20 protein-coding genes are annotated in these 25490 nt (G+C 70.9%); 12 read left to right on the forward strand and 8 right to left on the reverse strand.

Going from position 1 to position 25490, the window contains the following annotated elements; all coding sequences use genetic code 11:
- Nucleotides 1-89: 89 nt before the first annotated feature.
- On the reverse strand, nucleotides 90-4091 hold the full coding sequence (gene eccCa, locus AB0G04_RS00495) for a type VII secretion protein EccCa (protein ID WP_360973984.1): 4002 nt from the start codon (nucleotides 4089-4091) through the stop codon (nucleotides 90-92).
- Between the two features lie 155 nt (nucleotides 4092-4246).
- On the opposite strand from eccCa, the gene eccD reads away from it, so the two are divergent.
- Entirely contained in the window at nucleotides 4247-5662 is a 1416-nt protein-coding gene (gene eccD / locus AB0G04_RS00500; protein ID WP_360973987.1) for a type VII secretion integral membrane protein EccD, read from the forward strand.
- 217 nt (nucleotides 5663-5879) lie between these two features.
- On the opposite strand, the gene AB0G04_RS00505 is transcribed toward eccD, so the two are convergent.
- Nucleotides 5880-6386, reverse strand: coding sequence for an inorganic diphosphatase (locus tag AB0G04_RS00505; protein ID WP_360973990.1), 507 nt, complete (start codon nucleotides 6384-6386; stop codon nucleotides 5880-5882).
- A gap of 3273 nt (nucleotides 6387-9659) precedes the next feature.
- On the opposite strand from AB0G04_RS00505, the gene dacB reads away from it, so the two are divergent.
- The 6 genes from dacB (at nucleotide 9660) to folE (ending at nucleotide 16745) form a co-directional block, all read left to right on the forward strand.
- Complete coding sequence (dacB, locus tag AB0G04_RS00510) at nucleotides 9660-11087, forward strand: D-alanyl-D-alanine carboxypeptidase/D-alanyl-D-alanine-endopeptidase (RefSeq protein ID WP_360973993.1); 1428 nt, start codon at nucleotides 9660-9662, stop codon at nucleotides 11085-11087.
- Nucleotides 11088-11149: 62 nt separating this feature from the next.
- Nucleotides 11150-12190: a zinc-dependent metalloprotease gene (locus AB0G04_RS00515; RefSeq protein WP_360973996.1), complete on the forward strand. Its 1041-nt coding sequence runs from the start codon at nucleotides 11150-11152 to the stop codon at nucleotides 12188-12190.
- A gap of 2 nt (nucleotides 12191-12192) precedes the next feature.
- Nucleotides 12193-13167, forward strand: a complete 975-nt coding sequence (gene tilS, locus AB0G04_RS00520) for a tRNA lysidine(34) synthetase TilS (protein ID WP_360973999.1) — start codon at nucleotides 12193-12195, stop codon at nucleotides 13165-13167.
- Between the two features lie 65 nt (nucleotides 13168-13232).
- Nucleotides 13233-13808: a hypoxanthine phosphoribosyltransferase gene (gene hpt / locus AB0G04_RS00525; protein ID WP_360974002.1), complete on the forward strand. Its 576-nt coding sequence runs from the start codon at nucleotides 13233-13235 to the stop codon at nucleotides 13806-13808.
- 277 nt (nucleotides 13809-14085) lie between these two features.
- Nucleotides 14086-16101 carry an ATP-dependent zinc metalloprotease FtsH gene (gene ftsH / locus AB0G04_RS00530; RefSeq protein ID WP_360974005.1) on the forward strand — a complete coding sequence of 672 codons (2016 nt, stop codon included), beginning with the start codon at nucleotides 14086-14088 and terminating at the stop codon, nucleotides 16099-16101.
- Nucleotides 16101-16745, forward strand: coding sequence for a GTP cyclohydrolase I FolE (gene folE / locus AB0G04_RS00535; RefSeq protein ID WP_360976165.1), 645 nt, complete (start codon nucleotides 16101-16103; stop codon nucleotides 16743-16745). The genes ftsH and folE overlap by 1 nt, the downstream gene beginning before the upstream one ends.
- Nucleotides 16746-16819: 74 nt before the next feature.
- Here the strand turns inward: folE and AB0G04_RS00540 are convergent, their stop codons facing one another.
- The 3 genes from AB0G04_RS00540 to AB0G04_RS00550 are packed head-to-tail and all read right to left on the reverse strand — an operon-like array spanning nucleotide 16820 to nucleotide 20365.
- On the reverse strand, nucleotides 16820-17080 hold the full coding sequence (locus tag AB0G04_RS00540) for a hypothetical protein (protein WP_360974008.1): 261 nt from the start codon (nucleotides 17078-17080) through the stop codon (nucleotides 16820-16822).
- A gap of 13 nt (nucleotides 17081-17093) precedes the next feature.
- On the reverse strand, nucleotides 17094-17771 hold the full coding sequence (locus AB0G04_RS00545) for a hypothetical protein (protein ID WP_360974011.1): 678 nt from the start codon (nucleotides 17769-17771) through the stop codon (nucleotides 17094-17096).
- A complete protein-coding gene (locus AB0G04_RS00550; protein ID WP_360974014.1) occupies nucleotides 17768-20365 on the reverse strand; it encodes an FtsK/SpoIIIE domain-containing protein in 2598 nt (865 codons plus the stop codon). The genes AB0G04_RS00545 and AB0G04_RS00550 overlap by 4 nt, the downstream gene beginning before the upstream one ends.
- A gap of 192 nt (nucleotides 20366-20557) precedes the next feature.
- On the opposite strand from AB0G04_RS00550, the gene AB0G04_RS00555 reads away from it, so the two are divergent.
- The 5 genes from AB0G04_RS00555 (at nucleotide 20558) to AB0G04_RS00575 (ending at nucleotide 23228) form a co-directional block, all read left to right on the forward strand.
- Nucleotides 20558-20905 (forward strand): hypothetical protein, encoded by a 348-nt coding sequence (locus tag AB0G04_RS00555; protein ID WP_360974017.1) that lies wholly within the window; start codon nucleotides 20558-20560, stop codon nucleotides 20903-20905.
- The gene (locus AB0G04_RS00560; RefSeq protein ID WP_360974020.1) at nucleotides 20902-21231 is read left to right on the forward strand and encodes a hypothetical protein; all 330 of its coding nucleotides are present in this window, start codon (nucleotides 20902-20904) and stop codon (nucleotides 21229-21231) included. Before AB0G04_RS00555 ends, AB0G04_RS00560 begins: the two co-directional genes overlap by 4 nt.
- A gap of 61 nt (nucleotides 21232-21292) precedes the next feature.
- Nucleotides 21293-22288 (forward strand): hypothetical protein, encoded by a 996-nt coding sequence (locus AB0G04_RS00565; RefSeq protein WP_360974023.1) that lies wholly within the window; start codon nucleotides 21293-21295, stop codon nucleotides 22286-22288.
- 18 nt (nucleotides 22289-22306) lie between these two features.
- Nucleotides 22307-22591, forward strand: coding sequence for a hypothetical protein (locus tag AB0G04_RS00570; RefSeq protein ID WP_360974026.1), 285 nt, complete (start codon nucleotides 22307-22309; stop codon nucleotides 22589-22591).
- A 130-nt stretch (nucleotides 22592-22721) separates the two neighbouring features.
- Nucleotides 22722-23228, forward strand: coding sequence for a hypothetical protein (locus AB0G04_RS00575; protein WP_360974029.1), 507 nt, complete (start codon nucleotides 22722-22724; stop codon nucleotides 23226-23228).
- 3 nt (nucleotides 23229-23231) lie between these two features.
- On the opposite strand, the gene AB0G04_RS00580 is transcribed toward AB0G04_RS00575, so the two are convergent.
- The 3 genes from AB0G04_RS00580 to AB0G04_RS00590 are packed head-to-tail and all read right to left on the reverse strand — an operon-like array spanning nucleotide 23232 to nucleotide 25488.
- Nucleotides 23232-23834 (reverse strand): hypothetical protein, encoded by a 603-nt coding sequence (locus tag AB0G04_RS00580; RefSeq protein WP_360974032.1) that lies wholly within the window; start codon nucleotides 23832-23834, stop codon nucleotides 23232-23234.
- Nucleotides 23831-24949 (reverse strand): M23 family metallopeptidase, encoded by a 1119-nt coding sequence (locus tag AB0G04_RS00585; RefSeq protein ID WP_360974035.1) that lies wholly within the window; start codon nucleotides 24947-24949, stop codon nucleotides 23831-23833. The genes AB0G04_RS00580 and AB0G04_RS00585 overlap by 4 nt, the downstream gene beginning before the upstream one ends.
- Nucleotides 24946-25488 (reverse strand): hypothetical protein, encoded by a 543-nt coding sequence (locus AB0G04_RS00590; RefSeq protein WP_360974038.1) that lies wholly within the window; start codon nucleotides 25486-25488, stop codon nucleotides 24946-24948. The genes AB0G04_RS00585 and AB0G04_RS00590 overlap by 4 nt, the downstream gene beginning before the upstream one ends.
- Nucleotides 25489-25490 lie beyond the last annotated feature (2 nt).

Below are 25490 nucleotides of genomic sequence, written 5' to 3' on the forward strand. Positions count from 1 at the left end.
CTGAGACGGTCGGCAGCTGCGGTCAGTCACTTCAGGTTCGATCAGTCGCCTCGATCGGCGTGTCGTCAGTCGATGGACGGAGATTACTCCTACACATCGGCGTGTCGCTGCGGTCTGCCGCGACCAATCGCACCCGGTGTCTGTTCATTTCCCGAATCGCGGAACGGTGGCACGTGCGCGACCTGGATCAGACGCGTTCCCTCACGCCTCGTGATCAGGCGACCACGCCCTGGTGGCAGCGGGACGGGCTTGACGTTACCGATGAGCGCACCCTCCTCCGGCGAACCGGACATCACCATGCCGGGTGCGGACAGCTCCCGGAGACGCTGGATCACCGGCTCGTAGAGCGCCCGGCCGGCACCGCCGCTACGCCGGGTCAGCACCAGGTGCAAGCCGATGTCGCGGGCCTGAGGGAGGTACTCCACCAGGGGGGTCAGCGGGTTCGTCGGCCCGGACACGACCAGGTCGTAGTCGTCGACCAGGACGAACAACTCCGGACCGGTCCACCAGGAGCGCTCCCGCAGCTCACGGGCGGTCACATCGGGGCCCGGCAGGCGGCGCTGCATGTAGCCGGCCGCGGACAGGATCAGGTCCTGAGTCTGCTGGGCCTGCATGCCGTACCCGATGCGGTGTTCTGATTCCGGCAGGTCCATCAGGCTGCGCCGGTAGTCGACCAGGATGATCCGGCACTCCTCCGGCCGGAACCGGTTGGTGAGCGTGGTCGCGACGGACCGCAGGAACGACGTCTTGCCGCTCTCGCCCTCGCCGAAGAGCAGGAAGTGCGGGTCGGTCGCGAAGTCGATCTCCACGGGCCGCAGGTCGGCCTCCGCGATACCGATCGGGATCCGCAGGCCGCTGCCGCGCTCCGCGTCCAGAGCGGTGTACGGCACCGAGGCCGGCAGCAACCGCACCCGCGGGGCCGGCTGGCCGTCCCAGGCCGCCGCGATCGACTTGACCAGGGCCGGAGTCTCACCGATCGAGCTGACCTCGGGCCGAACCGTGAGCAGGTGCAGGCCCTTGGTCCGATCGGTCGGGTGCGCGACCATGCCACGCCCGGGTGCCGCGTCCGGCACCGACTCGGCGGCCCGCCGCGCGATGATCGAGTCGGACGGGTCACCGAGCCGCAGTTCCAGGCGGGAACCGAAGAGGTCCCGGACCACCGGGCGGAAGTCCATCCAGCGGGAGGCAGCCGCCACCAGGTGGATGCCGTAGGACAGGCCCCGGGTGGCCAGGTCGGTGAGGACCGGCTCCAGTTCCTCGTAGTCCTTGCGGACGCTGCTCCAGCCGTCGACCACCAGGAACACGTCACCGAACGGATCGTTGCCGCCCGCCCGCCGGCTCCGGTAGGCCGCCATCGACTCCACGCCGAGCTCGGTGAACCGGGCCTCCCGCTCGGCGAGCAGGGTGACCATCTCGCCGACGGTACGGCGTACGCCCTCCGCCTCGAGCCGTCCGAACACCCCGCCCACGTGCGGCAGGTCCCGTAGCGTCGCAAGGCCGCCACCACCGAAGTCGAGGCAGTAGATCTGCACCTCGGCCGGCGTGTGGGTGAGCGCCAGCCCGCACACCAGGGTCCGCAGCGCGGTCGACTTGCCGCTGAGCGTGCCGCCGACCACGGCGACGTGCCCGGCCGCCCCGGCCAGTTGCAGCCACATGACGTCGCGCAGCTGATCACGAGGCTTGTCGATGACCGCGATCGGCACCTGGAGCCGGTTGTGCAGCGCCGGGTTGGTGAAGGTGAGCCCGCGCCCCGGCGTGACACCGACCGGGCCGAGCAGGTCGTCGAGCACCGCCGACTCGTCGAGCGGCGGCAGCCACACCTGATGCGCCGGCGGGCCCTGGCCGACCATCTTCTCGATCAGAACGTCGGCGAGTTTCGGCCCGTCCGGGTCGGCCACCGGCTTGGGTGCGGGCGCACTGGCCGGCGCCGCCACGTGCTGGGTGGTCCACGGCAGCACCTGGACACTGCCGTGCTCGGTGCGCCCGCTCGGGCTGCCGGACCGGCGCACCGGCCCGCCCACATAGGCGGCCTTGAACCGGATCAGTGGCTCGGTGCCGAACTTCATGTAGCCGTTGCCGGGGGAGCGTGGCAGCTCGTACGCGTCCGGCACACCGAGAACGGCTCGCGACTCCAGCGCCGAGAACGTCCGCAGACCGATCCGGTACGACAGATGCGTGTCCAGACCACGCAGCCGGCCGTCCTCGAGCCGCTGGCTGGCCAGCAGCAGATGCACGCCGAGCGACCGGCCGAGCCGCCCGATCTGCAGGAAGATGTCGATGAAGTGCGGCCGCTTCTCGAGCATCTCGGTGAACTCGTCACAGACCACGAACAGCGTCGGCAGCGGTGCCAGCGGCGCCCCACCGGCCCGTGCCTTCTCGTAGTCGAACTGCCCCGCGTAGTTGCCGGCCTTGCGCAGGAGCTCCTGTCGGCGGCTCAGCTCGCCCTCCAGCGCGTCGGCCATCCGGTCCACCAGCGGTAGCGCGTCCTCCAGGTTGGTGACCAGCGCGGCCGTGTGCGGCAGGCGGTCACAGGCGGCGAACGCGGCACCGCCCTTGAAGTCGATCAGGACGAAGTTCAGGATCTCCGACGAGTGAGTGGCGGCGAGCGCCAGCACCAGGGTGCGCAGCAGCTCCGACTTACCCGACCCGGTGGCGCCGACGAGCAGCCCGTGCGGGCCCATGCCGTCCTGCGCCGACTCCTTCAGGTCCAGCTCGACCGGCATGCCGTCGTCGCTCACCCCGATCGGGACCCGCAGCCGGTCCCGGTGCGGGCGGGCCGGCCAGCCCCGCGACACGTTGAAGGTCTCCGGGTCACCGATGCCGAGCAGCTCCGGCAGGCCCGTCTCGGTGGCGGCCGGGGCTCCGCCGCCCGGGTCGGGTGCGGTGGCCAGCCGCAACGGTGCCAGCCGCCGCGCCACCGCCTCGGCCTCGTCGACGGTCAGCCCGTCGGCCCGGCCCGCTTCGCTCTCGTGATCCATCGTCCAGGTGCCGAGGATGCCGTCGGTGCGGACCTCCAGCACCAGCGACGAACGGTCGAGCAGCCGGGGTGGCATGGTGTCCAGGTCGAGGACGGTCAGCCCGTCCAGTGCGTCGTCGAGCCTGGTGTTGGCCGGCTCGGCACCGTCGACCACGACCAGGACGTGCGGGGTGCTCCCGGCGCTGTGTCCCGGCTGGAAACGCGGTCGTGAACCGATGACCTGCTCCAGCAGCTCGGCCAGCCGTGGTTCGTCTCCCGCGACGAGCCGCACGGCGCCCAGCGCGTCGACCAGCGACGGATGCTGGGCGTGCGGCAGCCACTTGACCCACTCCCAGTACTGGCGGGTCTCCCGGCCGGCGCAGACCGCGATCACCAGATCCTCCGGGGCGTGGAAGACGGCCAGCTGGGCGAGCACCGCCCGGACCAGCGCGCGCGGCCCTTCCGCGCCCGGCGCATCGCCGCGCACGAACACCCGGGCGAACCCGCGCAGCGACATCGCCACCGGCAGGTCCGGCACCACCGAATAGGCGTCCAGGAACCGGCGCAGCGCTCCCGCGGTCATCGGCTCCAGCTCGTCCAGCGGCCGGGTCACCGGCGGGACCAGCGGCGTCGCAAGCGTCTGCGGGCCGAGACCGACGCGCACCACCCCGAAATCCGGGTCGCCGGTCCGACGCTCCCACACCCGGTGGCTGTCGGCCGTCGACCACAACCGCTCCGGATCGGGATGCCGGTAGATCAGCCCGAGCCGCTGCAGGCGGGCGGTCTCCCGGACCCGCTTGCGCAGCGAGGCCAGATGGCGAAGGTACTCCCGGCGGGCGGCCATCATCTCCGCCTTGCGCGGCGCACCCGCCGAGCCGAACGAGGTCATCAGCATGGCCAGCGAGGAAATACCGAACAGACCACCGATCACGTACGAGTACGCGCCGCCCCGCCCCTGGCCCATCATCATCGCCATGGCCAGCGTGCCGCCCAGCATCGGCAGCGCCATCAGCCACTGCTGCCAGCGCGAACCCACCGCCTCCGGGATCTCCGGCGGCGGCTCGACGGTCAGCTGCCCCTCCGGGATCTCCGGAGCCGGTCGGCGGGCCGCCCGTTTGATCATCACGGTGCCCATCCCCGCCCCCTTGAAATCCGGCTCCGGCAGCCCCGCAGATCTCGGGACTTCACGACCGGCCCACTCTAGGTAAAGTTCCGTCGATCCCGCAGCCTCGTCCCGGTCGATGTGGATAACCTCCGTCACTGGCTGTGGACGAACGGAAGGAATGCCTGGTGAGCGTCGGTCTGGCCCGCGTGACCATCAGTGCGCCGCAACGGCGGGTCGACGTGGCCCTCCCCGAGCAGGTGCCGCTGGCCGAATTGCTGCCCGAAGTGCTGCGGCACGCCGGGGAAGGCCTCGCCGACCAGGGCGAACGGCACGGCGGCTGGGTGCTGCGGCGCGGTGACGGCGTCGCTCTGGCGACCGCTCAGGGCCTCCACCCCCAGGGTGTACGGGACGGCGAAGTGCTCCACCTGGTCTCGGCCGGCGAGGAGTGGCCGGAACTCGAGTACGACGACGTGGTCGAGGCCATCGCCGAGGGCGCACGCCGCCGCGGTGGCATCTGGACGCCGGCCGCCAGTCGCACGGCCACCCTCGCGGCCGCCGCCGTGCCGCTCGGACTCGGCCTTCCCGCCCTGCTCGCGAGCGGTTCCGGAGGCGGCGTACCGGGGATGATCGGGCTCGGCGTCGCGGTTCTGCTGACCCTCGTCGGGACGGTCGCCTCCCGGGCGTACGGTGACCTGCGCGCCGGTGTGGCGCTCGGCGGGTACGCGCTTCCGTACGCCTTCGCCGGTGGTGCCCTTCTGGTCACCTCCTACGACCGCGCCGGCGTGCTCCCACCCGCACCCTGGCTGGGCGGTCCGGAACTGCTCGCCGGATCGGTCGCGGTGCTCCTGGCGTCGGCGCTGGCCGGAGCAGGCGTGGCCGCCGGGGCGAGGTTCTTCACCGCGGGAGTCGTGGTCGGGCTGCTCGGCGCGCTCACCGCCGCCACCGGCCTGTTCACCACGGCCGCCGGTGGTGCGGCGATCCTGATCTCGCTGCTCGTCTGCGGGATCGGCATGCTGCCGCTTCTCGCTGTCCGGTTCGGGCGCACCCCGCTGCCGCCGGTCGCGCTGCCGCCCGGCACCGAGTCGCTCACCGACGAGCCCCGGCCCGGGTCCGACCAGGTGCGCAGGCTGCCGGAACGCGGCGCGGTGTTCGCCTCGGTGGCCCGTACCGATGAGCTTCTCTCCGGAATGCTCCTCGGCCACGCCGTCCTCGCCGTCGGCGCCTTCGCCGTGCTCGCCACCGCCGGGACGCTCGCGTCCCGTGCGTTGATCGCGGTGAGCGCGCTGGCGCTGCTCCTGCGCTCGCGCCTGTTCGTCACCCAGCGGCACCGGGTGCCGGTGCTCGCCGCCGGTCTCGCCGGCGGAGCCGCCCTTGGCGTCGACATGCTGGCCGGCGCCGGAGACGCCCTTCCCGCGGTCATCGCGGGCGCGGTGGTTGTGGCATTGATCACGGTTGCCGTCGGCGCCCGGTACGCGGACCGGCCGCCGTCGCCCTACCTCGGCCGTGCCGCCGACATCGTCGACGCCCTGATCGTCATCTCGGTCATCCCGGTCGCCTGCGCGGTGACCGGCCTCTACGGCGCCGTCTCCGGCCTGACCTGACCCCCGTCGCTGCGCTTGCGGTGCGTCCCGCTCGCTCGGCAGCTGCCGAACTTGTGAGTTTGCGGCGTAGGTCGCCACCGGGCCGGGGGTGGCAGCGGCGGGGTTGTGCCGTCCGCACCGCACAAGGTCGCGGTGGGGCGGAGGGCAATAACGACCGCACCTGCGGGGCCTGTGCCCCGCAGGTGCGGTCGTCAGCGGTTTTCGCGGGAGCGAGAGATCAGTGCTCGTGCTCTCCCTCGGCCTGAGCGGCCTCCTCGCGCTTGAACGAGGCGCGGATCTCCTGCTCGGCCTCGATGCGCCCGACCCAGGTCGCGCCCTCGACCGACTTGCCCGGCTCCAGGTCCTTGTAGACCTGGAAGAAGTGCTGGATCTCCAGCCGGTCGAACTCGCCCAGGTGGTGGATGTCGCGCAGGTGCTCCTGACGCGGGTCCTCGAACGGGACGCAGATGACCTTGTCATCGCGGCCCTTCTCGTCGGTCATCCGGTACATGCCGATCGCGCGGGCGCGGACCAGGCACCCGGGGAACGTCGGCTCCGGGATCAGCACCAGAGCGTCCAGAGGGTCCCCGTCCTGGCCGAGGGTGCCCTCGATGAAGCCGTAGTCCGCGGGATACTGTGTCGCGGTGAAGAGGGTCCGGTCCAGCCGGATACGTCCGGTCTTGTGGTCAACCTCGTACTTGTTGCGCTGCCCCTTGGGGATCTCAACCAAGACGTCGAAATCCATTATCCGCTCCCCTTTTGCTTGCCCGCTTGAATAGACCGGTCCGCCGGGCGGGGAAGCGGGGCATGGAAGCAGGGCCCGCAGGATCCGCGCGCAACGGTGTGCCGGATGTCGCTAGTCTCCCCTAAGTCTGACGCCACGGGCGAGGAGGGGCGTGTGACGAGGCAAGATTCACATGACAGTTCGGACGAACACGGCGTGTCGGGTTCGCAACCCGGCTCTGAAGAGGCTATGCGAGGCGCCGACTCGTCAACTGCATCTCCGTCATACCCGAATAATTCGGGCGCCGCCGATGCTGTGCGATCCCCCGCGCTGTCGTCCGGCCGGGCGACCGTACCGCCGCCATCGGGTGAGCCTCGGCGGCCTTTCCCCTGGCAGGAGGACGACCCCGCCGGGAATCCGTCGTCCGGGTCCCCGCCGGCCGGGCCTTCTTCGTTCGGGTCTCGGGAGACCGGGTTCCTGCCGCCACCCTCACCGACGGTTGGCCAGGGGTCACCTGCCCGGCCGTCCGCTCCCGGTTTGTCTGTTCCGGCGGCAACCGGTTCGTCGGCGGCGGGCCGGGCCTCCGTGCCATCGCCCGGTTCGTCTTCGTCCCCGGCGCCGGTGAGTGCGGGGCGTGCAAGCGTCCCGCCGCCCCCGAGTTCTCTCTCGCCGGCACCGACCTCATCCGGTTCGGCCTCGACGTCATCCGCGTCGGCACCAGCCTCGCCTTCGCCGGCTCCCGCCTCGCCAGCACCAGCCTCTCCAGCACCAGCACCAGCCTCGTCCCCGTCGGCTCCGGCCTCGCCGGCGCTGGCCCCGGCCTCGCCGGTATCAGCTTCGCCGGCACCGGCCTCTCCCGCGCCGGGCCGGGCAAGCGTCCCCGCCGCGGATTCGCATACACCAGCGAGTTCAGGCCCCGGGAATGCGGGCACCACTGGCGCGGGACCCGAGAGTTCAGGCACCTTGGATGCAAGTTCGGTGGACTCGGATTCCGCTGGTTTCGGACAGGCGGGTCGTTTCGGTCAGGTGCCTGGTTTCGGCCAGGCGGGAATGCCTGGCGCCGGAGCGCAGCAGTCGGCTCCGGCCTCCGCAGGTCACGGCGACGGCGGTTCCTCCGCGTCCGAGCGGTCGGAGGGAACGCCACTCACCAGCCGCCCTGCGGCGGCCTCCGCACCCGTGCGGACCACTGCGTCTTCGTCCGGGCAGTCCGATGCCACGCAGGTACCCACCGCGGGGAAGTCCACCGCGGCCACCGGCTCGTCGCAAGGACAGGGGCCGCTCTCGTTGGCCTTCCTCCCGGGGCAGACTCCCGCCTCCGGCGGAACGGCTCTGGAGGCTGTTGCGCAGCAGGCAGCCGGGGACCACGTGCCGGAATCGGGGGCCGATGCTGCCCCAGGTCCTGTCGCCGCTTCGGTGAAGCCGCCGAAATCGGCGGAAGCGGGGTCTCCCTCGTCGGCAGATCCCGGTAACGCCTTTGATCCGAATGTCGGCACGCCCGGACCAGCCGCCACTGGATCCGCTGCTATTGGAAATGCCGCGCCCAGACCCGACGCGACCGGACCCGACGCGACCGCACCCGGCGGAACCCGACCTGCCGCGACTGCACCCGGCGGAGCCGGACCTGCCGGGCCCGGAGCTGCCGCGTCCGGAGCTGCCGCGTCCACACCCGACGCGTCGGGAACAGCCGGGACCGGAGCGGGCGCGACCGGATCATCCGGTGCCGGAGCGGCTCCGGCGCCCGCCGCGCCAGCGCCACAGGCAGGTGCTGGGTCGCATGTCCCGGTGCCGCAAGCCGATGCCGGGTCGCGGGCCTCTCAGAGCGGTGCATCGCAGACAGCCTCGTCAGGCGGGGCCGCGCCGCTCGATCCCATTTCAGGGCAGCAGCCGGGAGTTCAGCCTCCGGCGCCACAGGGGGACCGGTCTTCCGGGCAGCAGCCGGGAGTTCAGCCTCCGGCGCCGCAGGCTGACGGGTCTCCCGGGCAGCCTCCCGTGCCACAGTCTGACGGTTTTTCCGGGCAGGCTTCCGTGCCGCGGGCCGGGGGGTCCGCGTCCGGTGAGGGCTTGCGGACATCGGACCCTGGGAGTGCATCGACGTCGGCCCGGCCGGCCACGTTGGGTGATTCCGTCGCCCGGCCAGCGCAGGGGCAGGCTCCGGGGCCACAGCCATCCGTCCCGCCGCCGGGTCGGCCGAGCTCGCCCGGTCAGGTGACCGACCCGTCTCCCTCCGGTCGGCCGAGCCCCACCGCCTCCGGCCACACGGCTGTATCCCCGGCGCCAGGCCGAGCGCCGGGCGCACAGCCCCAGCCAGCACCACAGACATCCGCGCCGGGTCATTACCCGCCGAGCGGACCTGGACCGGCCGGTAACTGGCCGGGCGGCCCGACCGGCCAGGCCGCCGCAGGTGGCGCCGTGGCACCTCGTGCGGCGGAGTCGGGCGGCCGACCTGGCGCCGACCAGACCGCTGCCCTCACCCGTCCTACCGCGCCGGATCGGAACGCCGGTCCCGGAACGCCCGCCGACCCGGACCACACCGCGCGTCTGGATCTACCGGGCGGCGCGGCTGCGGCCGACCGGGCAGGACTCGGAGCCGGTCCTGCCCCTGGTTCCGCCGCTGTCTCACAGTCGCCACCTACCGGTTCGAGCCCCGCCACGGGTTCGAAGCCGGTTGTCGGTTCGAGCCCCGCCACAGGTTCGAAGCCGGTTGCCGGTTCGGGATCGGGGCCGGTTGCCGGTTCCGGTCCGAAAGCCGGTACGGGTCCCGCTTCCGGGATGAACAGTGCCGACCTGGATCGCACGGTCAGCCTGGCCCGCCCCGCGGGTACCGGTCAGCCCGTCGATCCGGATCGCACCGCCAACCTCGGACAGCCCGGGAGCGGCCCGGCCGCCGGGGGAGCGACCGGTGCAAGCAGGCCGACCACCCCCGGTACCTCCGGCCAGGCGGCGAAGGCCTCCGCGACCGTCTCCGGCGCCCCGAGCCCGACACGGGCCGGCCCAGGCACCGGAACGTCGGGTTCCGCAACGGCGCGTTCCGGAACGGCGGGTGCCGGGTCCGCGGCTGCAGGGGCCGCGGGTACCGGAACGGGGACCCCCGGTGTCGGCACCGCCAAGGTGGGCACCGCAGGCGGAACCGGGTCGTCGAACGCCGGAATGTACGGGCGTGCCTCCACGACCCCCGGCACGGCCCGAGCGGCAGCCCCCCAGACGCTGCCGGCCGTGGCTCCCGGTTCGGACACCGGGGCAGGCCGGGGCCCCGCCGAGGCGGGCACACGGCGCGGGCGCCGTACCAAATCGTTCGTGGCCCTTGCGATCCTGCTCGTGATGGCGATGGCCGGTGCCGTCGGCATCGTGGTGCGGCCCGGACCGGTCGACGGGTGGCTGGATGCGCTGAGCGGCGAGCCAGCCAGCACGCCGACTCCGGCGGCGACCACCCCGGAACCGACGCCGACGCCGGTTCTGGTGGCCGCGGAGGAGGGCGGCTCGGCGCCGGACGCGGCGGCGGTCAAGGCGGCCCTGGACCCGCTGGTGAATGCGGCGGAACTGGGCCCGACCGTGCACGTCCAGGTACTGGATGTGGCAAGCGACACAGTCCTCTACGAACGCAATGCCACCAAGGCCACCACGCCGGCCTCGACCACCAAGGTTCTGACGGCGGCGACGGTGCTGGCCGCGCGGGGCCCGGCGTACCGGCTGGAGACCAGGGTGGTGGCCGGTGCGGCCCCGGGCGAGGTGGTGATCGTCGGTGGCGGTGACGCGACGCTCGCGGTCCGTGAGGCCGACAAGGACCTGTTCCCGGGAGCGGCCCGGCTCGACGACCTCGCCGCGCAGGTGAAGAAGGCGCTGGGCGGTACGAAGCCGACCCGGCTGCTGGTGGACACCTCGCTGTTCGAGGGGCCGGAGACGGCGACCGGATGGGATGCCGGTGACATTCCGGGTGGTCAGGTGGCCCGGATCCAGTCGCTGATGACGAACGCGGGCCGGCTCGTACCGGTGCACAACGAGTTCGGCGGTGACCCGCGGTTCTCGGATCCGGCTCTGTCGGCCGGCAAGATCTTCGCGAAGATGATCGGTGTCCCGCAGTCGGCGGTGAAGCGGGGGTCGGCCGCGACCGGCGATCCGGCGCCGTCAGCCTCGATCAGTTCGACGTGGACACCCGGGTCCGAGCTGGGCAAGGTCCAGTCGCCGCCGCTGGTGCAGGTCGTCGACTGGATGCTGCAGCAGAGCGACAACGTGCTGGCCGAGGTGCTCGCCCGGCAGGTGGCGCTGGCGGCCGGCAAGGAGGCGAGTTTCACGGGTGCGGCCGAGGCGATGGGCGACAAGCTCAGTGAGCTCGGCCTGCCGGCGGAACAGGCGAAGCTGTACGACGGGAGTGGCCTCTCGACCCGCAACGGCATCACCCCGACCCTGCTGGTGGAGACACTGGCGCTGGCCGCCGGGGGTTCACAGCCGGCGCTCGGCAACATGTTCAACGGGCTGCCGGTGGCCGGTTGGTCGGGGACGCTGGAGACCAGGTTCGCCACGCCCAGCGACAACGAGACCGCGCAGGGCGTCGTGCGGGCCAAGACCGGGTCGCTGAGTGGGGTGAACACTTTGGCCGGTGTGCTGATGACCCGGGAGCAGCGGGTGCTCGCCTTCGCGATCATGGCGAAGGGCGGTGCCGACGCGATCACGGCCCGTTCCGCGCTGGACGAGGTGGTGGCCCGTCTGGTGGCGTGCGGCTGCTGATCCGGGGTGGTCCGGGGTTTCACCTGAGTGCGGTATGGAACCGCGCGGGTACGGTGGGCTGCATGGCGCAGTTCGTTGACTGGGATCTGGCCGCCGCCACCGCGGGCGCGCTGTCGAAATCCGGACCCGCGGTCTCCTACGAGGAAGCCACTCAGGTGGTGCATGAGCTGCGAGCTCTGACCGATGAGGCGGCCGTGCACGTCGCGGCGTACACCGGTCTGACCTCGCAGACACCGGTTCCACCGGTCCGGGTGGTGGACCGTAAGGACTGGGCGAAGGTGAACATCGCCGGTCTGCAGCGGATCATCGGCCCGCTGGTGACCCGGCTGTCGGGTGACAAGGAGCCGGGGCCGCTTGCCGACGCGATCGGGTCCCGGGTGACCGGGGTCCAGGCCGGGACGGTGCTGGCCTATCTGTCCGGCCGCGTGCTCGGGCAGTACGAGGTGTTCTCCGGCGATCCGGGGCAGCTGCTGCTGAACGCGCCGAACATCGTCGAGGTCGAGCGCAAGATCGACGCCGACCCGCGTGACTTCCGGCTCTGGGTCTGCCTGCACGAGGTGACCCACCGGACCCAGTTCACCGCGGTGCCGTGGATGCGCGGTTACTTCCTCGGCGAGGTGCAGGCGTTCGTCGACGCCTCGCAGGGCGGCGAGCACATCCTGGAGCGGCTGCGCCGCGGCGTGGCCACCCTCTCCGAGGCGCTGCGTGACGAGGAGAGCCGGGTCTCGGTGCTGGACATCGTGCAGACCCCGGCCCAGCGTGCGGTGCTCGACCGGCTGACCGCCCTGATGACCCTGCTGGAGGGCCACGCCGAGTTCGTCATGGACGGTGTCGGCCCCGAGGTGATCCCGTCGGTCGATTCGATCCGGGCGAAGTTCAACCGGCGCCGCGAGGGCGGCAACCCCCTGGAGAAGGCGGTGCGCCGGGTCCTCGGGATCGAGGTCAAGATGCGGCAGTACGCGGAGGGCCGCAAGTTCGTCCACGGCGTGCACGAGCGGGTCGGGATGGACGGCTTCAACAAGATCTTCGAGTCGCCGCTGAGCCTGCCCCGCCTGGACGAGCTCGGCGACCCGGATGCCTGGGTGGCGAGGGTTCACCACTAGCCATGGCCAGGATCCCGCCGCCGGTGGCGGCAGTGCGCATGGCGGTGCGCCGGGGTCTGGCCGACCTTCCCGGCGACGCCCTGATCCTGGTGGCGTGTTCGGGGGGAGCCGATTCTCTGGCACTCGCCTCGGCGGCCCGGTTCGCCGGCCGCCGGGTCGGCCTGGTCACGGTCGACCACCGCCTGCAGGAGGGTTCCGACCGGCGGGCCCGGTCGGTGGCCGCCTGGGCCCGGGACTCCGGGTTCGATCCGGTGCGGATCGAGACGGTGTCGGTGGCCGGGCTCCCTGGCGGCCCGGAGGCGGCCGCCCGGACCGCGCGTTACACGGCTCTCAGTGATGCGGCCGCCGAGCTGGGCGCCGCCGCGATGCTGCTCGGGCACACCCGCGACGATCAGGCGGAGACGGTGTTGCTGGCGATGGCCCGTGGTGCCGGGCCGCGGGGGCTGTCCGGGATGCCCGGCCGGCGCGGGATCTTCCGGCGTCCGCTGCTGGAGGTGACCCGGGCGGACACCCGCAAGGCGTGCGCGGCCCTGGGTCTCGCGCCTTGGGAGGACCCGCACAACACCGATCCGGCGTACGCCCGGTCGCGCGTGCGTGCCTCGGCCCTGCCGTCACTGGTCGACGCCCTGGGCCCGGCCGTGCCGGCCAATCTGGCCCGGACCGCGTCGCTGATCGCGGCGGACAACGCGGCCCTGGACGAGCTGTCGGCGGAGGCTCTGGACGCGGCCCGGTCGGAGCGAGGGCTGTCGGTGCCGGTGCTGGCCGGGTTGCGTCCCGCGATCCGGGGCCGGGTGCTGCACCGCTGGGCGGGTGAGCTGGGCGCGCCGGGCGGGGCTCTGGCGTACGGGCATGTGGTCGCCCTGGATGCTCTGGTGACCGGCTGGCACGGTCAGGGGCCGGTGTTCCTGCCCGCCGGAATCTGTGTGGAGCGCCACTCGGGCGACCTCGTCCGGGTGGTTCCGGCCAATATCAACTGAGGGATCCGGTTCGGAAACCGGCCCCGTTGGCCGAACGGTAACTTCCATACGGCAGGCTAGGCCTCATGGCTGATGGCTCTTGGTACGACGCCGACATCGACCACGTGATCATCTCGGAGCAACAGATCCGGGACAAGATCGACGAACTTGCCAAGCAGGTGTCCGTGGACCACACCGACGCCGAGGAAGGCATCCTTCTCGTCTGCGTGCTGAAGGGCGCGGTCATGTTCATGGCCGATTTCGCCCGCGCGCTGGGCAAGCATGGTCCCTCGACCGAGATGGAGTTCATGGCCGTCTCGTCGTACGGGCAGGGAACGACCTCCTCGGGTGTGGTGCGGATCCTGAAGGACCTGGACCGGGACATCACCGGCCGGCACGTGCTCGTCGTCGAGGACATCGTGGACTCCGGACTGACCCTCTCCTGGCTGATGAAGTACCTGGAGTCGCGTCAGCCGGCGAGCGTCGAGGTGGTGGCCCTGTTCCGCAAGCCGGACGCGGTCAAGGTGCAGGTCCCGGTGCGGTATGTGGGCTTCGACATCCCGAGCGAGTTCGTGGTCGGGTACGGCCTGGACTTCTCGGAGCGTTACCGGGAGCTCCCCTATGTGGGCGTTCTCAAGCCCGAGGTGTACGCCCGTAGCTGAACCGCTTTCTCAGCGTGTTCTCAGTATTGGTTCATTATGGGCGTTTTTACACCTGAACCGCCCTGATTTAACCGTCCGTACGCGCGGTTCGCCCTGCGGGCTCACGGGTTCGTAATCGGCACGTACGGTGTACCGTCGAGTGACCGATGGCGTGGTGTCACAAGCGCTGGAGGGGCTGGGGCCGGCCAACGGCCTCGGCAGCCGCCGGTGGGCGGTGACGTTGAGGTGACCAGGACGCCGATCAGGAGGGTCCGGGCGCTTGGCGCCCGACAACAGTATGGAACGTACGCGTTTCTTCCGCCGCCCGGTGGTCTGGATCATTCTGGTGATCATCGGCGTAGTCGCGCTGAGCACTGTATTCACCAGTGGTCCCAGCTACCAGAGGGTCGAGACATCGGTTGCGCTGGACCGTCTGAACCAGCCAGGAATCAAGAAGATCGTCCAGAAGGACAAGGAGCAGACGCTCCAGATCGATCTGGAGCAGTCGGCCACGTTCGACGGCAAGAGCACCGACAAGATCGAGGCTCAGTACCCGTACGAGCTGACCGACGAGATCTTCACCCAGGTCGACCAGGCCAAGAAGCAGGGCCGGATCTCCGGGCCGGTCGACACCACGGTGTCCGGCGACAACATTCTTCTCAGCATTCTGATCAACCTGCTGCCGATCGCGATTCTCGTGGTCCTGCTGCTGCTGTTCATGTCGCAGATGCAGGGTGGCGGTTCGCGGGTGCTCAACTTCGGCAAGTCCAAGGCGAAGATGATCACCAAGGACACGCCGAAGACGACGTTCGCCGACGTGGCGGGTGCCGACGAGGCGGTCGAGGAACTCCACGAGATCAAGGACTTCCTGCAGAACCCCACGAAGTACCAGGCACTCGGCGCCAAGATCCCGAAGGGCGTGCTGCTCTTCGGCTCACCGGGTACCGGTAAGACGCTGCTGGCCCGTGCCGTCGCCGGCGAGGCCGGGGTGCCGTTCTACTCCATCTCCGGTTCGGACTTCGTCGAGATGTTCGTCGGTGTCGGCGCGAGCCGGGTCCGCGACCTCTTCGAGCAGGCCAAGTCGAACGCTCCGGCGATCGTCTTCGTCGACGAGATCGACGCGGTCGGCCGGCACCGTGGCGCCGGCATGGGTGGCGGTCACGACGAGCGCGAGCAGACGCTCAACCAGCTGCTCGTCGAGATGGACGGCTTCGACACCAAGGGCGGCGTCATTCTGATCGCGGCCACCAACCGGCCGGACATCCTCGACCCGGCGCTGCTGCGCCCGGGCCGTTTCGACCGGCAGATCCCGGTGGACAACCCCGACATGGAGGGCCGCAAGGCGATCCTGCGGGTGCACGCCAAGGGCAAGCCGTTCACGCCCGACGTCGACCTCGACTCGGTCGCCCGTCGCACCCCCGGTTTCTCCGGCGCCGACCTGGCCAACGTGATCAACGAGGCCGCGCTGCTGACCGCCCGTAACGAGAAGCGGGCGATCTCCAACGAGTTCCTCGAGGAGGCGATCGACCGGGTCATCGCCGGCCCCGAGCGGCGCACCCGGGCGATGAGCGACAAGGAAAAGAAGATCACCGCGTACCACGAGGGTGGACACGCGCTGGTCGCCTACGCTCTGCCGCACTCCGCCCCGGTGCACAAGGTGACGATCCTGCCGCGTGGCCGCTCGCTGGGTCACACGCTGGTGCTGCCGACCGAGGACAAGTACACCCAGACCCGGGCCGAGATGATCGACACCCTGGCGTACGCGCTGGGTGGCCGGGCCGCCGAGGAGCTCGTCTTCCACGAGCCCACCACCGGCGCCGGCAACGACATCGAGAAGGCGACCAGCCTCGCCAAGGCCATGGTCACCCAGTACGGCATGAGTTCGAAGCTGGGCGCCGTGAAGTACGGCAGCACCGGGGACGAGCCGTTCATGGGCCGCAGCATGGGGCACGAGAAGTCGTACTCGGACGCGGTCGCCGCCGACATCGACGGTGAGGTTCGCGCCCTGATCGAACTGGCGCACGACGAAGCCTGGGAGATCCTGGTCGAGTACCGCGACGTTCTCGACAACATGGTCCTCGAGCTGATGGAGAAGGAGACCATCACTCAGGACGACATGAACCGGATCTGCGCCCGGGTCGCCAAGCGTCCGCCCATGTCGCCGTTCAACGGCTTCGGCAAGCGGCTCCCGTCCGAGGCGCCGCCGGTGCTGACCCCCGCCGAGCGGGACAAGCTGAAGGCTCAGGCCGAGGCTGACGGTCAGATCGCGGTTGGGCACAACCCGAACGCGAACGGTTCGGAAGGCAGCAACTAATCAGTACGTCAGAGGAACTCGACTATCTCGCCGCCCGGCTGGTCGACGGCAAGCTCACCGGTACCCCGGTCGAGCAGGCCGTCGACCTCGGGCGGATCGAGAAGGCGGTCCGGGAGATCCTCATCGCCGTCGGTGAGGACCCGGACCGGGACGGGTTGCAGCGCACGCCGGCTCGGGTGGCCCGGGCCTACGCCGAGCTCTTCGCGGGCCTCCGGGTGGACCCGGCCACCGTGCTCACGACCAGCTTCGAGGCGGACCACGAGGAACTCGTCCTGGTCCGCGACATCGAGTTGCAGAGCATGTGCGAGCACCACCTGCTGCCGTTCAAGGGCGTGGCCCACATCGGCTACATCCCCGGCACCGACGGCCGCATCACGGGGCTGTCGAAACTGGCCCGGCTCGTCGAGGTCTACGCCCGCCGCCCGCAGGTCCAGGAACGTCTCACCTCGCAGATCGCGGACCTGCTGATGAAGCAGCTCGGGGCCCGCGGCGCGATCGTCGTCCTGGAGTGCGAGCACCTCTGCATGGAGATGCGCGGCATCCGCAAAGCCGGCGCGCGAACCGTCACCAGTGCGGTGCGCGGCGCCTTCCAGACCGACGGCAAGGTCCGCGCCGAAGCGATGGCGTTGATAAACGCGAGATAGCCGTTCAAGCCCCGGCTGTCTCTCACCGCTGTCTCGCGGCTCGCGAGACAGCGGTGAGAGACAGCCGGGTTTTTTCAGATCATGTTGCGGTACTGGTTGGCGGAGTCGACGGCCGCGTGGGTGAGCTGGATCGCCTCGTCCAGCCGGGTCCGCGCCTGCTCCAGATGCGCGATCGCGGCCGCAGCGGCCGGATGGAACGAACCGACCGCGGTCATCCGCATCCTGGTCAGTGCCTCGTCCAGCTGGTCCGACACGGCCTTGATGCCCGCGACGGCCCGCTGCGCGCCGTCGACCGTGGCCGCCACGCTGACCTTCACCTCTTCGACGTTCGCCACCACGTGCCCCCTTCTAGAGAAGCGCCTGCAAACCGGTTCCGGCGCAGGTCAGCAACACCGGCGTCAGGCAGGTGATGAGGCCCAGCACCGGCGTCCGGTCGACCTTCACACCCTCACCGCCATAGACGAACCCGATCGTCGCCCACCCCAGACCGAACGCCAGCAACGGCATGCTGAGGCCGCACAGCAGCGCATAGGTGGACGGCGAACCGGGCGGCGCGACCAGGAACAACAACACCTGCACCAGCAGCACCGCGCCGGCGAACGGCCCGTACACCAGCATGTTGCGCGCCCACGGTCGTTCCGGACCGACCGGCGCCGGGCCGATGAACGCGTTGTCGGCGGCATCCGCGGTGGCCCGCGCCTCCCGCAACGCCGCCAGGACGGCCGGAGGGCCTCCGGCCACCCGCTCCATCGCCACCGCCTGCTCCGCCGGCTGCGGGATCAGATCATTCTCCGGTACGCGGAAATCGCGGGCCAGCCTCGCGCGTTGCGGTGCGAGCCGGGCGCGTACCGAAGTCAGCTCCTGCCGTGCGGCCGCCACCGTCGCGGCATGCTCACCCGCCACCGAACTCGCCGCCCGGCGCACCGCGTCGAGTTCACGGGCGGCGGCCAGGTAGTCGTCCCACGGGCTCGGCGCCGGTGGTCCCGCCTGTGCCGGGATCAGGTGCTGCTCGGCCTGCTCGGTCACGGTTCGTCACTCTCCGGGTCTACGAACGGGACCACGGTCACCGTGCGATCGGCGTGCCTGTCGTGCAGCAGCGCCCGGTTCGCCCGGGGCTGCCAGTCCACCGGCCGCCCCAGCAGCAGTGACACATCGGACTGCGGCACGTTCAGGAAGAGCAGCCCGGCCACGTCCTCCCGGCCCATGCTGCCGCCGATCTCCTCACTGAACCGGCGCACGCCACGCCACCACGACAGCAGATGCGCCCCGGCGCTCGGGCCCTCCCGCAACAGTGCCCGCAGCCCGCTCAGCGTGCCCGGCGGGGCCGCGTCCATCCCGAACACCACTCGATACCCGGGACGGTCAGCGGACAGCTCAGCGGCCAGCCCGGCCGCGTCGACGACCTCGACGTCCTGCCGGTGCCCGATCTCGGCGGCAAGCGCCGCCGCCCGCGCGTCACCCTCGGCCACCAGCGACGCGACCACGAACCGGACCGTCCGTGGTGGGTGACAGGCGGCCAGGCTGCGGGCCGCCGCGTCCAGCACCTCGGCCCCGGCCGTGTGCGAGCCGAGAACGGCCAGATGCCGGCCGGGCGAGGAGTCCAGCGGGAAGGCAGCCGTCGACAGCGGCACATCGATCACCCGGCCCACCAGTGCGGCCGGACGGCCTACCCGGCCCGCCAGCGCCGCCCGATACGTCGGGTCGTCGGCCAGATGCTGCTCCGCATAGCCCGCGAAGACGAGCGGCTGCTGCGACTCCGGGTCGCGCGCTCCCCACAAGCGGTGCCGCAGGTCGCTGAGCTGCTTCTGATCGGCGTGCGGGTCGGGGAACCGGACCACCCGCTCGTGGCCGCGGGTCGCGCCGCGCGGACCACCCAGGCCGCCCGCGGTGTTCACCACGGCGCTGCCCATCGGCAGGCCCGCCGCCGAGTCGTTGGTGGGCTCCAGCACGTCGCCGCCACCGGGCAGTGCGATCCGCACCGGGAACTGGCCGAAGATCGAATCCCGTTTCGCGTACAGCGCCTCGACACCGAGGACGGTCTGGCTGGCCAGGACCATATGGATGCCGTACGACCGGCCCTTGCGGGCCAGCGACTCGAGCAGCGCCACCGCCTCGGCCGCCGTCGGGTCGTTGCCGGCCAGCAGCACCTGGAACTCGTCGATGACACAGAGGATCCGGGGCAGGGGACGGCCGCGACCCTCCTCGTCAGCGACCGCCCGCAGGTCCGCGAAACGCGACACCCCAGCCCTCTTGTACGCCAGCGAGCGCCGGCCCATCTCGGCGTCCAGCTCGCGCAGCACCGCCAGGCCGTACTCCCGGTCGGACTCGACACCGACCGCCCGCGCGTGCGGCAGCCAGGTCCGGTCACGCTGCGTCGGCACGAACTCGGAGAACGACACGCCCTCCTTGAAGTCCAGCAGGTAGAGCGCGAGCTGGTCGGGGCCGTACCGGGTGCCCAGTCCGTACAACACGTTGATCAGGAAGGCGGTCTTGCCGGCGCCGGACCGGCCGCCCACCATCCAGTGCGGGGTCAGATCGTTGAAGCGCAGCACCAGCGGCACCTCGCCGTGATGCCCGACCACCGTCTCGACACCGGCCGCCGCGTCCTGCGACCACAACTCCTCGGCCGGCTCCGGCAACAGGTCGGTCAGCGTCACCAGGGCCGCCGCCTCGGAATCGGCGGCCAGCTCCCGGCAGACCGCGTCGATCAGATGCGGAGGCGGATCCTCGTCGAGGAACACGGGGGCGTTCAGCCACGGGGTGTCCGCCGCCGAGCCGAACGTGCCGCCGGGTGGATCACCGACGATCGCATAGGGATTGCGCACCGAGATGGCCGTCGTCCGCGGCAGCGGCGCCTGCGTGGTCTCCGCGGTCAGCGGGGGCGGCGGCCAGCCCGCCACGATCAGGTGCAGACCCGAGTCCGGCCCCTGCTGTGCCAGGGCGGCGATGCGTCGTAGCTCCTCGCCCTCGGTCATCTCCGGCAGGCTGGCGATCACCACCAGCAGCATCCGGTCGCGCCGGTCCCGGCGGCCGGCCCCGGCCCGTGCCGGGCGCAGCCACTTCTCCGCCTCGGCCAGCACGTCGCGCAAGCCCTGCCGATCGGTGGCCGGCGGCGACAGCAGACCCGCGTCGGCCAGCTCCTCGAACGGCGCGAACACCGACCCGCCACCCACCCCGTCCACCGCGCGCACCAGCAGCGAACCCGCCGGAGCGGTTGCCAGCAGGCGCAGCAGCAGCGATCGGATCAGACCGAACACCCGTGGGTCGGTCGCCGTCGCGTCGACCGTCAGGTGGCCGGTGCCGAGCAGTGGAACCACCGCCGGGAATCGCACGTCGTCGAGCGGCTGCGCCAGGCCCACCCGCACGAACCGCGGCAACGCCGGTCCGCCGAGCGGGGCCACCGGCGACAACGCGTCGAGCGTCGAACCCAGCCAGCCCGGCGCCAGCGCCGACGCCGCCGCCCGCAATCGATCGGCGAGACGATGCTGCTCGCGAGGGTCGGCAGTGGCCGGCGCGAACGCCTCCAGCGCGACAGCGGCCGCATCCGCCGTCGCCACCGCCTGCCGGTGCAAAGCAGCGGCCTGCCGGACCCGCAGAGTCGAATCCGCCACTGCCGTCACCTCCTGTCCGCGGAATAAAACCTATCCCAGACCCGACCCGACTCCGCGTTGCGTCCCCGGTGCGACTTTCGTGCCGGACCCGGCCGCATCCGTCCAAACTCGACCTGTGGCGAAACTTTGCGTGCCTGTTTGAACTCGGAGCGTGCATCAGCGGTATTCGCACGCACAGGGAACCGCACGAAGGAGGCAGAGGTGGACGCCACCCAGGGCTACGACCAGCACGCCCGGTCCACGGACGAGGCGGCACCCTCCCCCGACTACATCGCCTCGGCCGGGGAGGGCGCCGACGGACTCGTCCGGATCGAGCTCGACGGTGCCGGCCGGCTGTGGGACGTCGTCCTCGACCCGCGGGTCACCGACCTGAACGCCGACGAACTCCGGACCGCCCTCTTCGACGCCATCACCGAGGCACAGGACGGCATGCCTGCTCCACCCTCGTACGAGGACACGGTGGCCGACGTCAGCACCGCGGCAGAACGGCGCTTCGCGGAGATCTCCGGCGTCCTCCACGACCTCGCCCGCCGGGCGGTGCGGCGATGAGCGTACGGCTGAGTCTCGACCCGGCGAACGTCTCCGCGGCCGGAAGCGCCCTGGCCGGGGTCGCCCAGCGGATGGCGGACGACATCGCCGTCCTGGAGTCCACCGTCACCGGCGCCGGGAACCCGTGGGGCGACGACGACAGCGGTAGCGCCTTCGCCCTCGCCTACCAGGCCGTCCTCGGCCACGCACTGCAGGCGCTCGGTTCGCACGTACAACAGATGGGCGAAGCCGCCCTTGATCTGCATCTGCAGGCCCGGGCCATCGCCTCGGCCGACCTGGCCGGTGCGGCCGACCTTGCCGGCGCCGACCCCCGGCGGCCGTCATGACCGGCCGCACCGGGCGGCAGCCACCGCGAACCCGGACGAGCATGACCGGGGAGACGCGGTCATGACCATCGAGCTGCCCGCCGAACTCACCGAGCCGCTGGAATGGCTCGGGCTCAGCTGGCCGCAGGCCGACGAGGACCGCCTGTACGCCGACGGCCTCGCCTGGATCGAACACGGCACCCGCCTGCGCCGGCACGCGGCCGAAGCCGACACGGCCGCCCGCCGGGTGTGGCTGGAGAACGAGGGCGCCTCCGTCGAAGCCTTCGAACAGTGGTGGAAGGGCGCGGACGGCCCCGGGCGGCACCTCGACGACGCTGCCACCGCCGTCGAGCTGATCGGCGCCGGCCTGATCGCCATGGCCGGCGTCACGGTGGCACTCAAGACCGCCTACCTCGCTCAGCTCACGCTGCTCGCCTTCCAGGTCGGGCAGGCGATCGCCACCTCGGTGGCCACCGCCGGAGCGACCCTCGCCGAGATCCCGATCTTCGTCGCCGCCAGCCGCCTCGCCTGCCGTCAGCTCGTACGCCAGGCCCTGCAGGTCGTCGAAGGCGAGATCGCGCAGATGTTCCGGCAGGCCGCCGACCTGCTGCGGACCGCCGGCACCAAGGCGGCCGCCCAGCACGCCGGACAGCTCGCCAAGCACTTCGGGCAGAACTCGGAGTTCCACCGGCTGATGCGCGAGGTCGAACTCGCCGACGTCCGCAGCCCGGTCAACGGCGCCAACTTCTACTCCGGGAAGCTCGACGACGGCACCCGCATGCGGGAGATCGCCGAGAAGCACACCGACGGCATCACCAGGGTGACGCTCGAACAGACACCGGGCGGAGCGAGGTTCGACGGGATGCTGCTCTTCGAGGACCCGTCACCGGTCCGGGCCGGACAGGCCGAGAACGTCTGGAAACGGCTCTCCGAGCGGTACGCCGAAGGCGCGCAGGGCGAGGTGACGGCCTGGTCGCACAACCCGCGGGTCAACAGCATCTGGAACTCGGTGGAGAAACCGGCCTTGGAACAGAATCCGGCAGTGACGAGGATTAGTGTCATCGATCCCGAGGCATGACGTCGGACGGAGACCGGGATGAGCGTTCACGAGATCCGTAGCCAGGCGGCGCGGACCGACACCGGAGTGGTCCTGCGCAGCGTCGACCGGGAGACGCTCCGGGCCGACTACCGGGGCCGCAGCATGGTTCTTCCGGTGGACCGGGGCATCGGCAGTCACGGCGTGTACCTCCCGCGGATCCCGGTCTGGGACGACGGTGAGCCGATCCCGGCCGAGGACCTCGCCGTCATCAAGGACGGGGTGGCCGAGGTCCTGCTGTACTGGGGGACCGACACCGAGTTCATCACTCTGAGCGGGGCCTGACGGTGGACGGACGGGCATGGCGATCATGGGGCGGGGTGGCGGACGAACTACTGTCGTACACATGGGACCGCGAGAGCCTGACACCGCCGGCTTCGAGCCTCCGGCGCCCCGGTCATCCGACGGTGAGCCCGTGACGGCGCCGGCGCCGCTGGGGGGCCGGCCGGGCGGTCGGGGCGGCCGATTCCAGAGCCGGCGGGCCCGTCTGATCCTGGCGCTCACCGGTGGTCTGCTGGCCCTGCTCTGCGTGGGTGGCGTGGGTGCCTTCATCGTCCTGTACGACGAAGCCACCGAGATCAAGCGTGACTCGCCGGGCGCGGTCGTGACGAGCTTTCTAGGTGCGTACCTGTCCAACCGTAACGACCAGGAAGCAGCGTTCTATCAGTGCCAGTCCGGGGTGGACCTGTCCGCCCTGCAAGCCTTTCGCGACGATACAGTCCAACGCGAGCAGCAGTTCTCCGTCGGCATCGCGATCAGGTGGCGGGTTCTGAGCATTGCCACCAATGGAACGACCAGCATCGCGAAGGTCGAGGTCAACCGGCGAATCTCCGACGGATCGGGCCGCGACGGCAGTTCCTGGGACGTCACGCTCGAGGACCAGAACGGCTGGCGTGTCTGCGGAGCGCAGCAGACGTCGTAGGCGTTACTCCACCCACACCAGGTGTGCGGGGACCTCGAGCGTGCGGGGAAGCTTGCCGCTCCACCCCCACCGGTACCAGTCGAGCTCCTGTGCCACCCGCACACTGACGGTCCCGTCGTCGCTCACGTGCGACTCGGTCACCGCCCGCAGGTCACGCCGTTCGGTCCCGTCGTCGAGAATCTGCGTGACCCGGCGCCCGGTCAGCGAGTCGGCGTCGATGGCCGACACCGGCGGGCGTCGCGGCGGCTCGTCGAGTGAGACGAGCTGATTGACCTTCGCACCCGGTGTGGTGGTCCCGGAGAAGCCGAGTTCCTCGACCCAGACGCGTTCCACCGGGACCAGCGCGGCGAACACCTCGGTGCGCTCGGACTCGGCGCGGTACCACTCGGCCTCGGGCATCACCGGGACGTAGGTGCGGCTGCCCTGTATCACCTTCTCGTCGGCCCGCAGATCACCCCGCCAGCCGTGGCCGGGCAAACCCACGAGGACACGACGCCCCCGCAGATCTCCGGCCATGGTCGCCGGAGTGGGCACTATCGGACGCGGTGACTCCAGCGCCCCCTCGCGCCGGCCGCTGAACGGGTCCGGCATCGATCCGCTGCTCATTCCTCGTTCCCCAACGGAGCGCCGTGCTCCTGCATGAACCTGACCGGGTCGACCGCGCCGGCGCTCGACCGGTCGTTGCCGAGATGCACCTCGAAGTGCAGGTGCGGACCGGAGGAGTTGCCGCTGCTGCCCACCCGGCCGATGAGCTGACCGGCCGTGACCTGCTGGTTCTCCCGCACGAAGGGCCGTTGCACCAGGTGACAGTAGCGTGTCATCACGTTGCCCGCATGGATGATCTCGACCATCCATCCGCACCCGCCCTTGCCGGGATAGCCGTCCACATTGCAGCTCTTCCGGCCGCGGAAGTCCTCGTCGCACTTGACCATCGACACCACTCCGCTGGCCACCGAGAAGATCGGCCGGTACTTGTCCACGCTGATGTCGACACCCTGGTGGTTGGGGCGGGAGCGGCTGCGGAAGGCGGAGCCGACCGGTCCCTTGAGCGGGATCGTCCAGCCGGACGCGGCGACCGCCCCGGACGCGGCGCACTCCATCGACAGCGAGTCGCCCGCCGCGTTGGCCGCGCCGTCCGCGAGGAGGTTGACGATCTGGGTGGCCAGCGGCTCGTGCTTCGCGTACGCGTCGGGGTACCCGCTGATCTGCACCGCCTGTGCGGCCACGGTCAGGGGCATCTTCTCCCAGCCCTTGATCGTCTTGAGCTTCCGGTAGAACTTCGTACTGGCGTAGACCGGGTCGCGCACCTGCGCCGGAGTTCCCCAGCCGGAGCTGGGCCGTTGCTGGAAGAGGCCCTGCGAGTCGTGGTCGTTCCTCTTGCCGAGATGCCCGAGATTGACCAGGGTGGACTCCTGCATCGCGGTGGCCACCGCGATCACCCAGGCGCGTGGTGGCATGCCCAGATCCGAGCCGACGTTGATGATGATCGCCGCGTTGCGGATCTGCCCGGCGTTGTAGCCGTCGATGTCGGGCATCTTGGAGTCCGGGTCGACGGCCCCGCCCTTGCCGCAGCCGAGAGAGGCGTTGAGGATGCCGCGTTCGCTGTCGTTGACGACACCGTTCAACAGCAGGACGGTGACGCTGCCGCCGCAGCACAGCAGGGCCAGCGTGACCACCAGAGCGATCATGAGGACCGCCTTACGCGGGCGCCGGAACCTCATGTCGGTGTCCAGTCGATGCCATCGACCAGCCAGTATCCTTCCGGCGCCACCAGGCGGAGACCGAGCTTTCCGCTGTCCATCGTGACGGTCGCGTTGACCATGGTCTCGTTGACCGCGACCAGGCTGGGCCGGCCGATCACCCGGTCGGCCGGTATCCCGGCCGGATCCGCACCGCGTAACTGCTCGGTGAGCCGAGGTGTGGCGTTCGGCTGGAGTTGGCTGAGCCACCTCTTCGCGGTCACGTCGTCGTGGTCGGCCCACGCGGAGGCGAACGCGTAGGCGACGGCCTCCGGTTGCGCCCTTCCGGGGCTGGTCCGCGGCGTGGGCGGCGGGTCGGAGGAGACGACGCTGTCGTCGTCGGCGGGGTTGATGCTGATCTCCGGTGCCGGACTGCCGTTGCCGAGCGGCGAGGTGGACCGCCCGTCGGAGAAGACCCGTCCGATCCCCACCACCGCGAGCACTATGACGGCGATGACGACGGCGATGCCCCATCGGGAGCGGAAGAGCCCGTTGAGGGTGCGCGCTACCAGTCCGGACATCA

Source organism: Actinoplanes sp. NPDC023801, from assembly GCF_040639655.1.
In the GTDB taxonomy this organism is placed as follows: Bacteria; Actinomycetota; Actinomycetes; order Mycobacteriales; family Micromonosporaceae; genus Actinoplanes.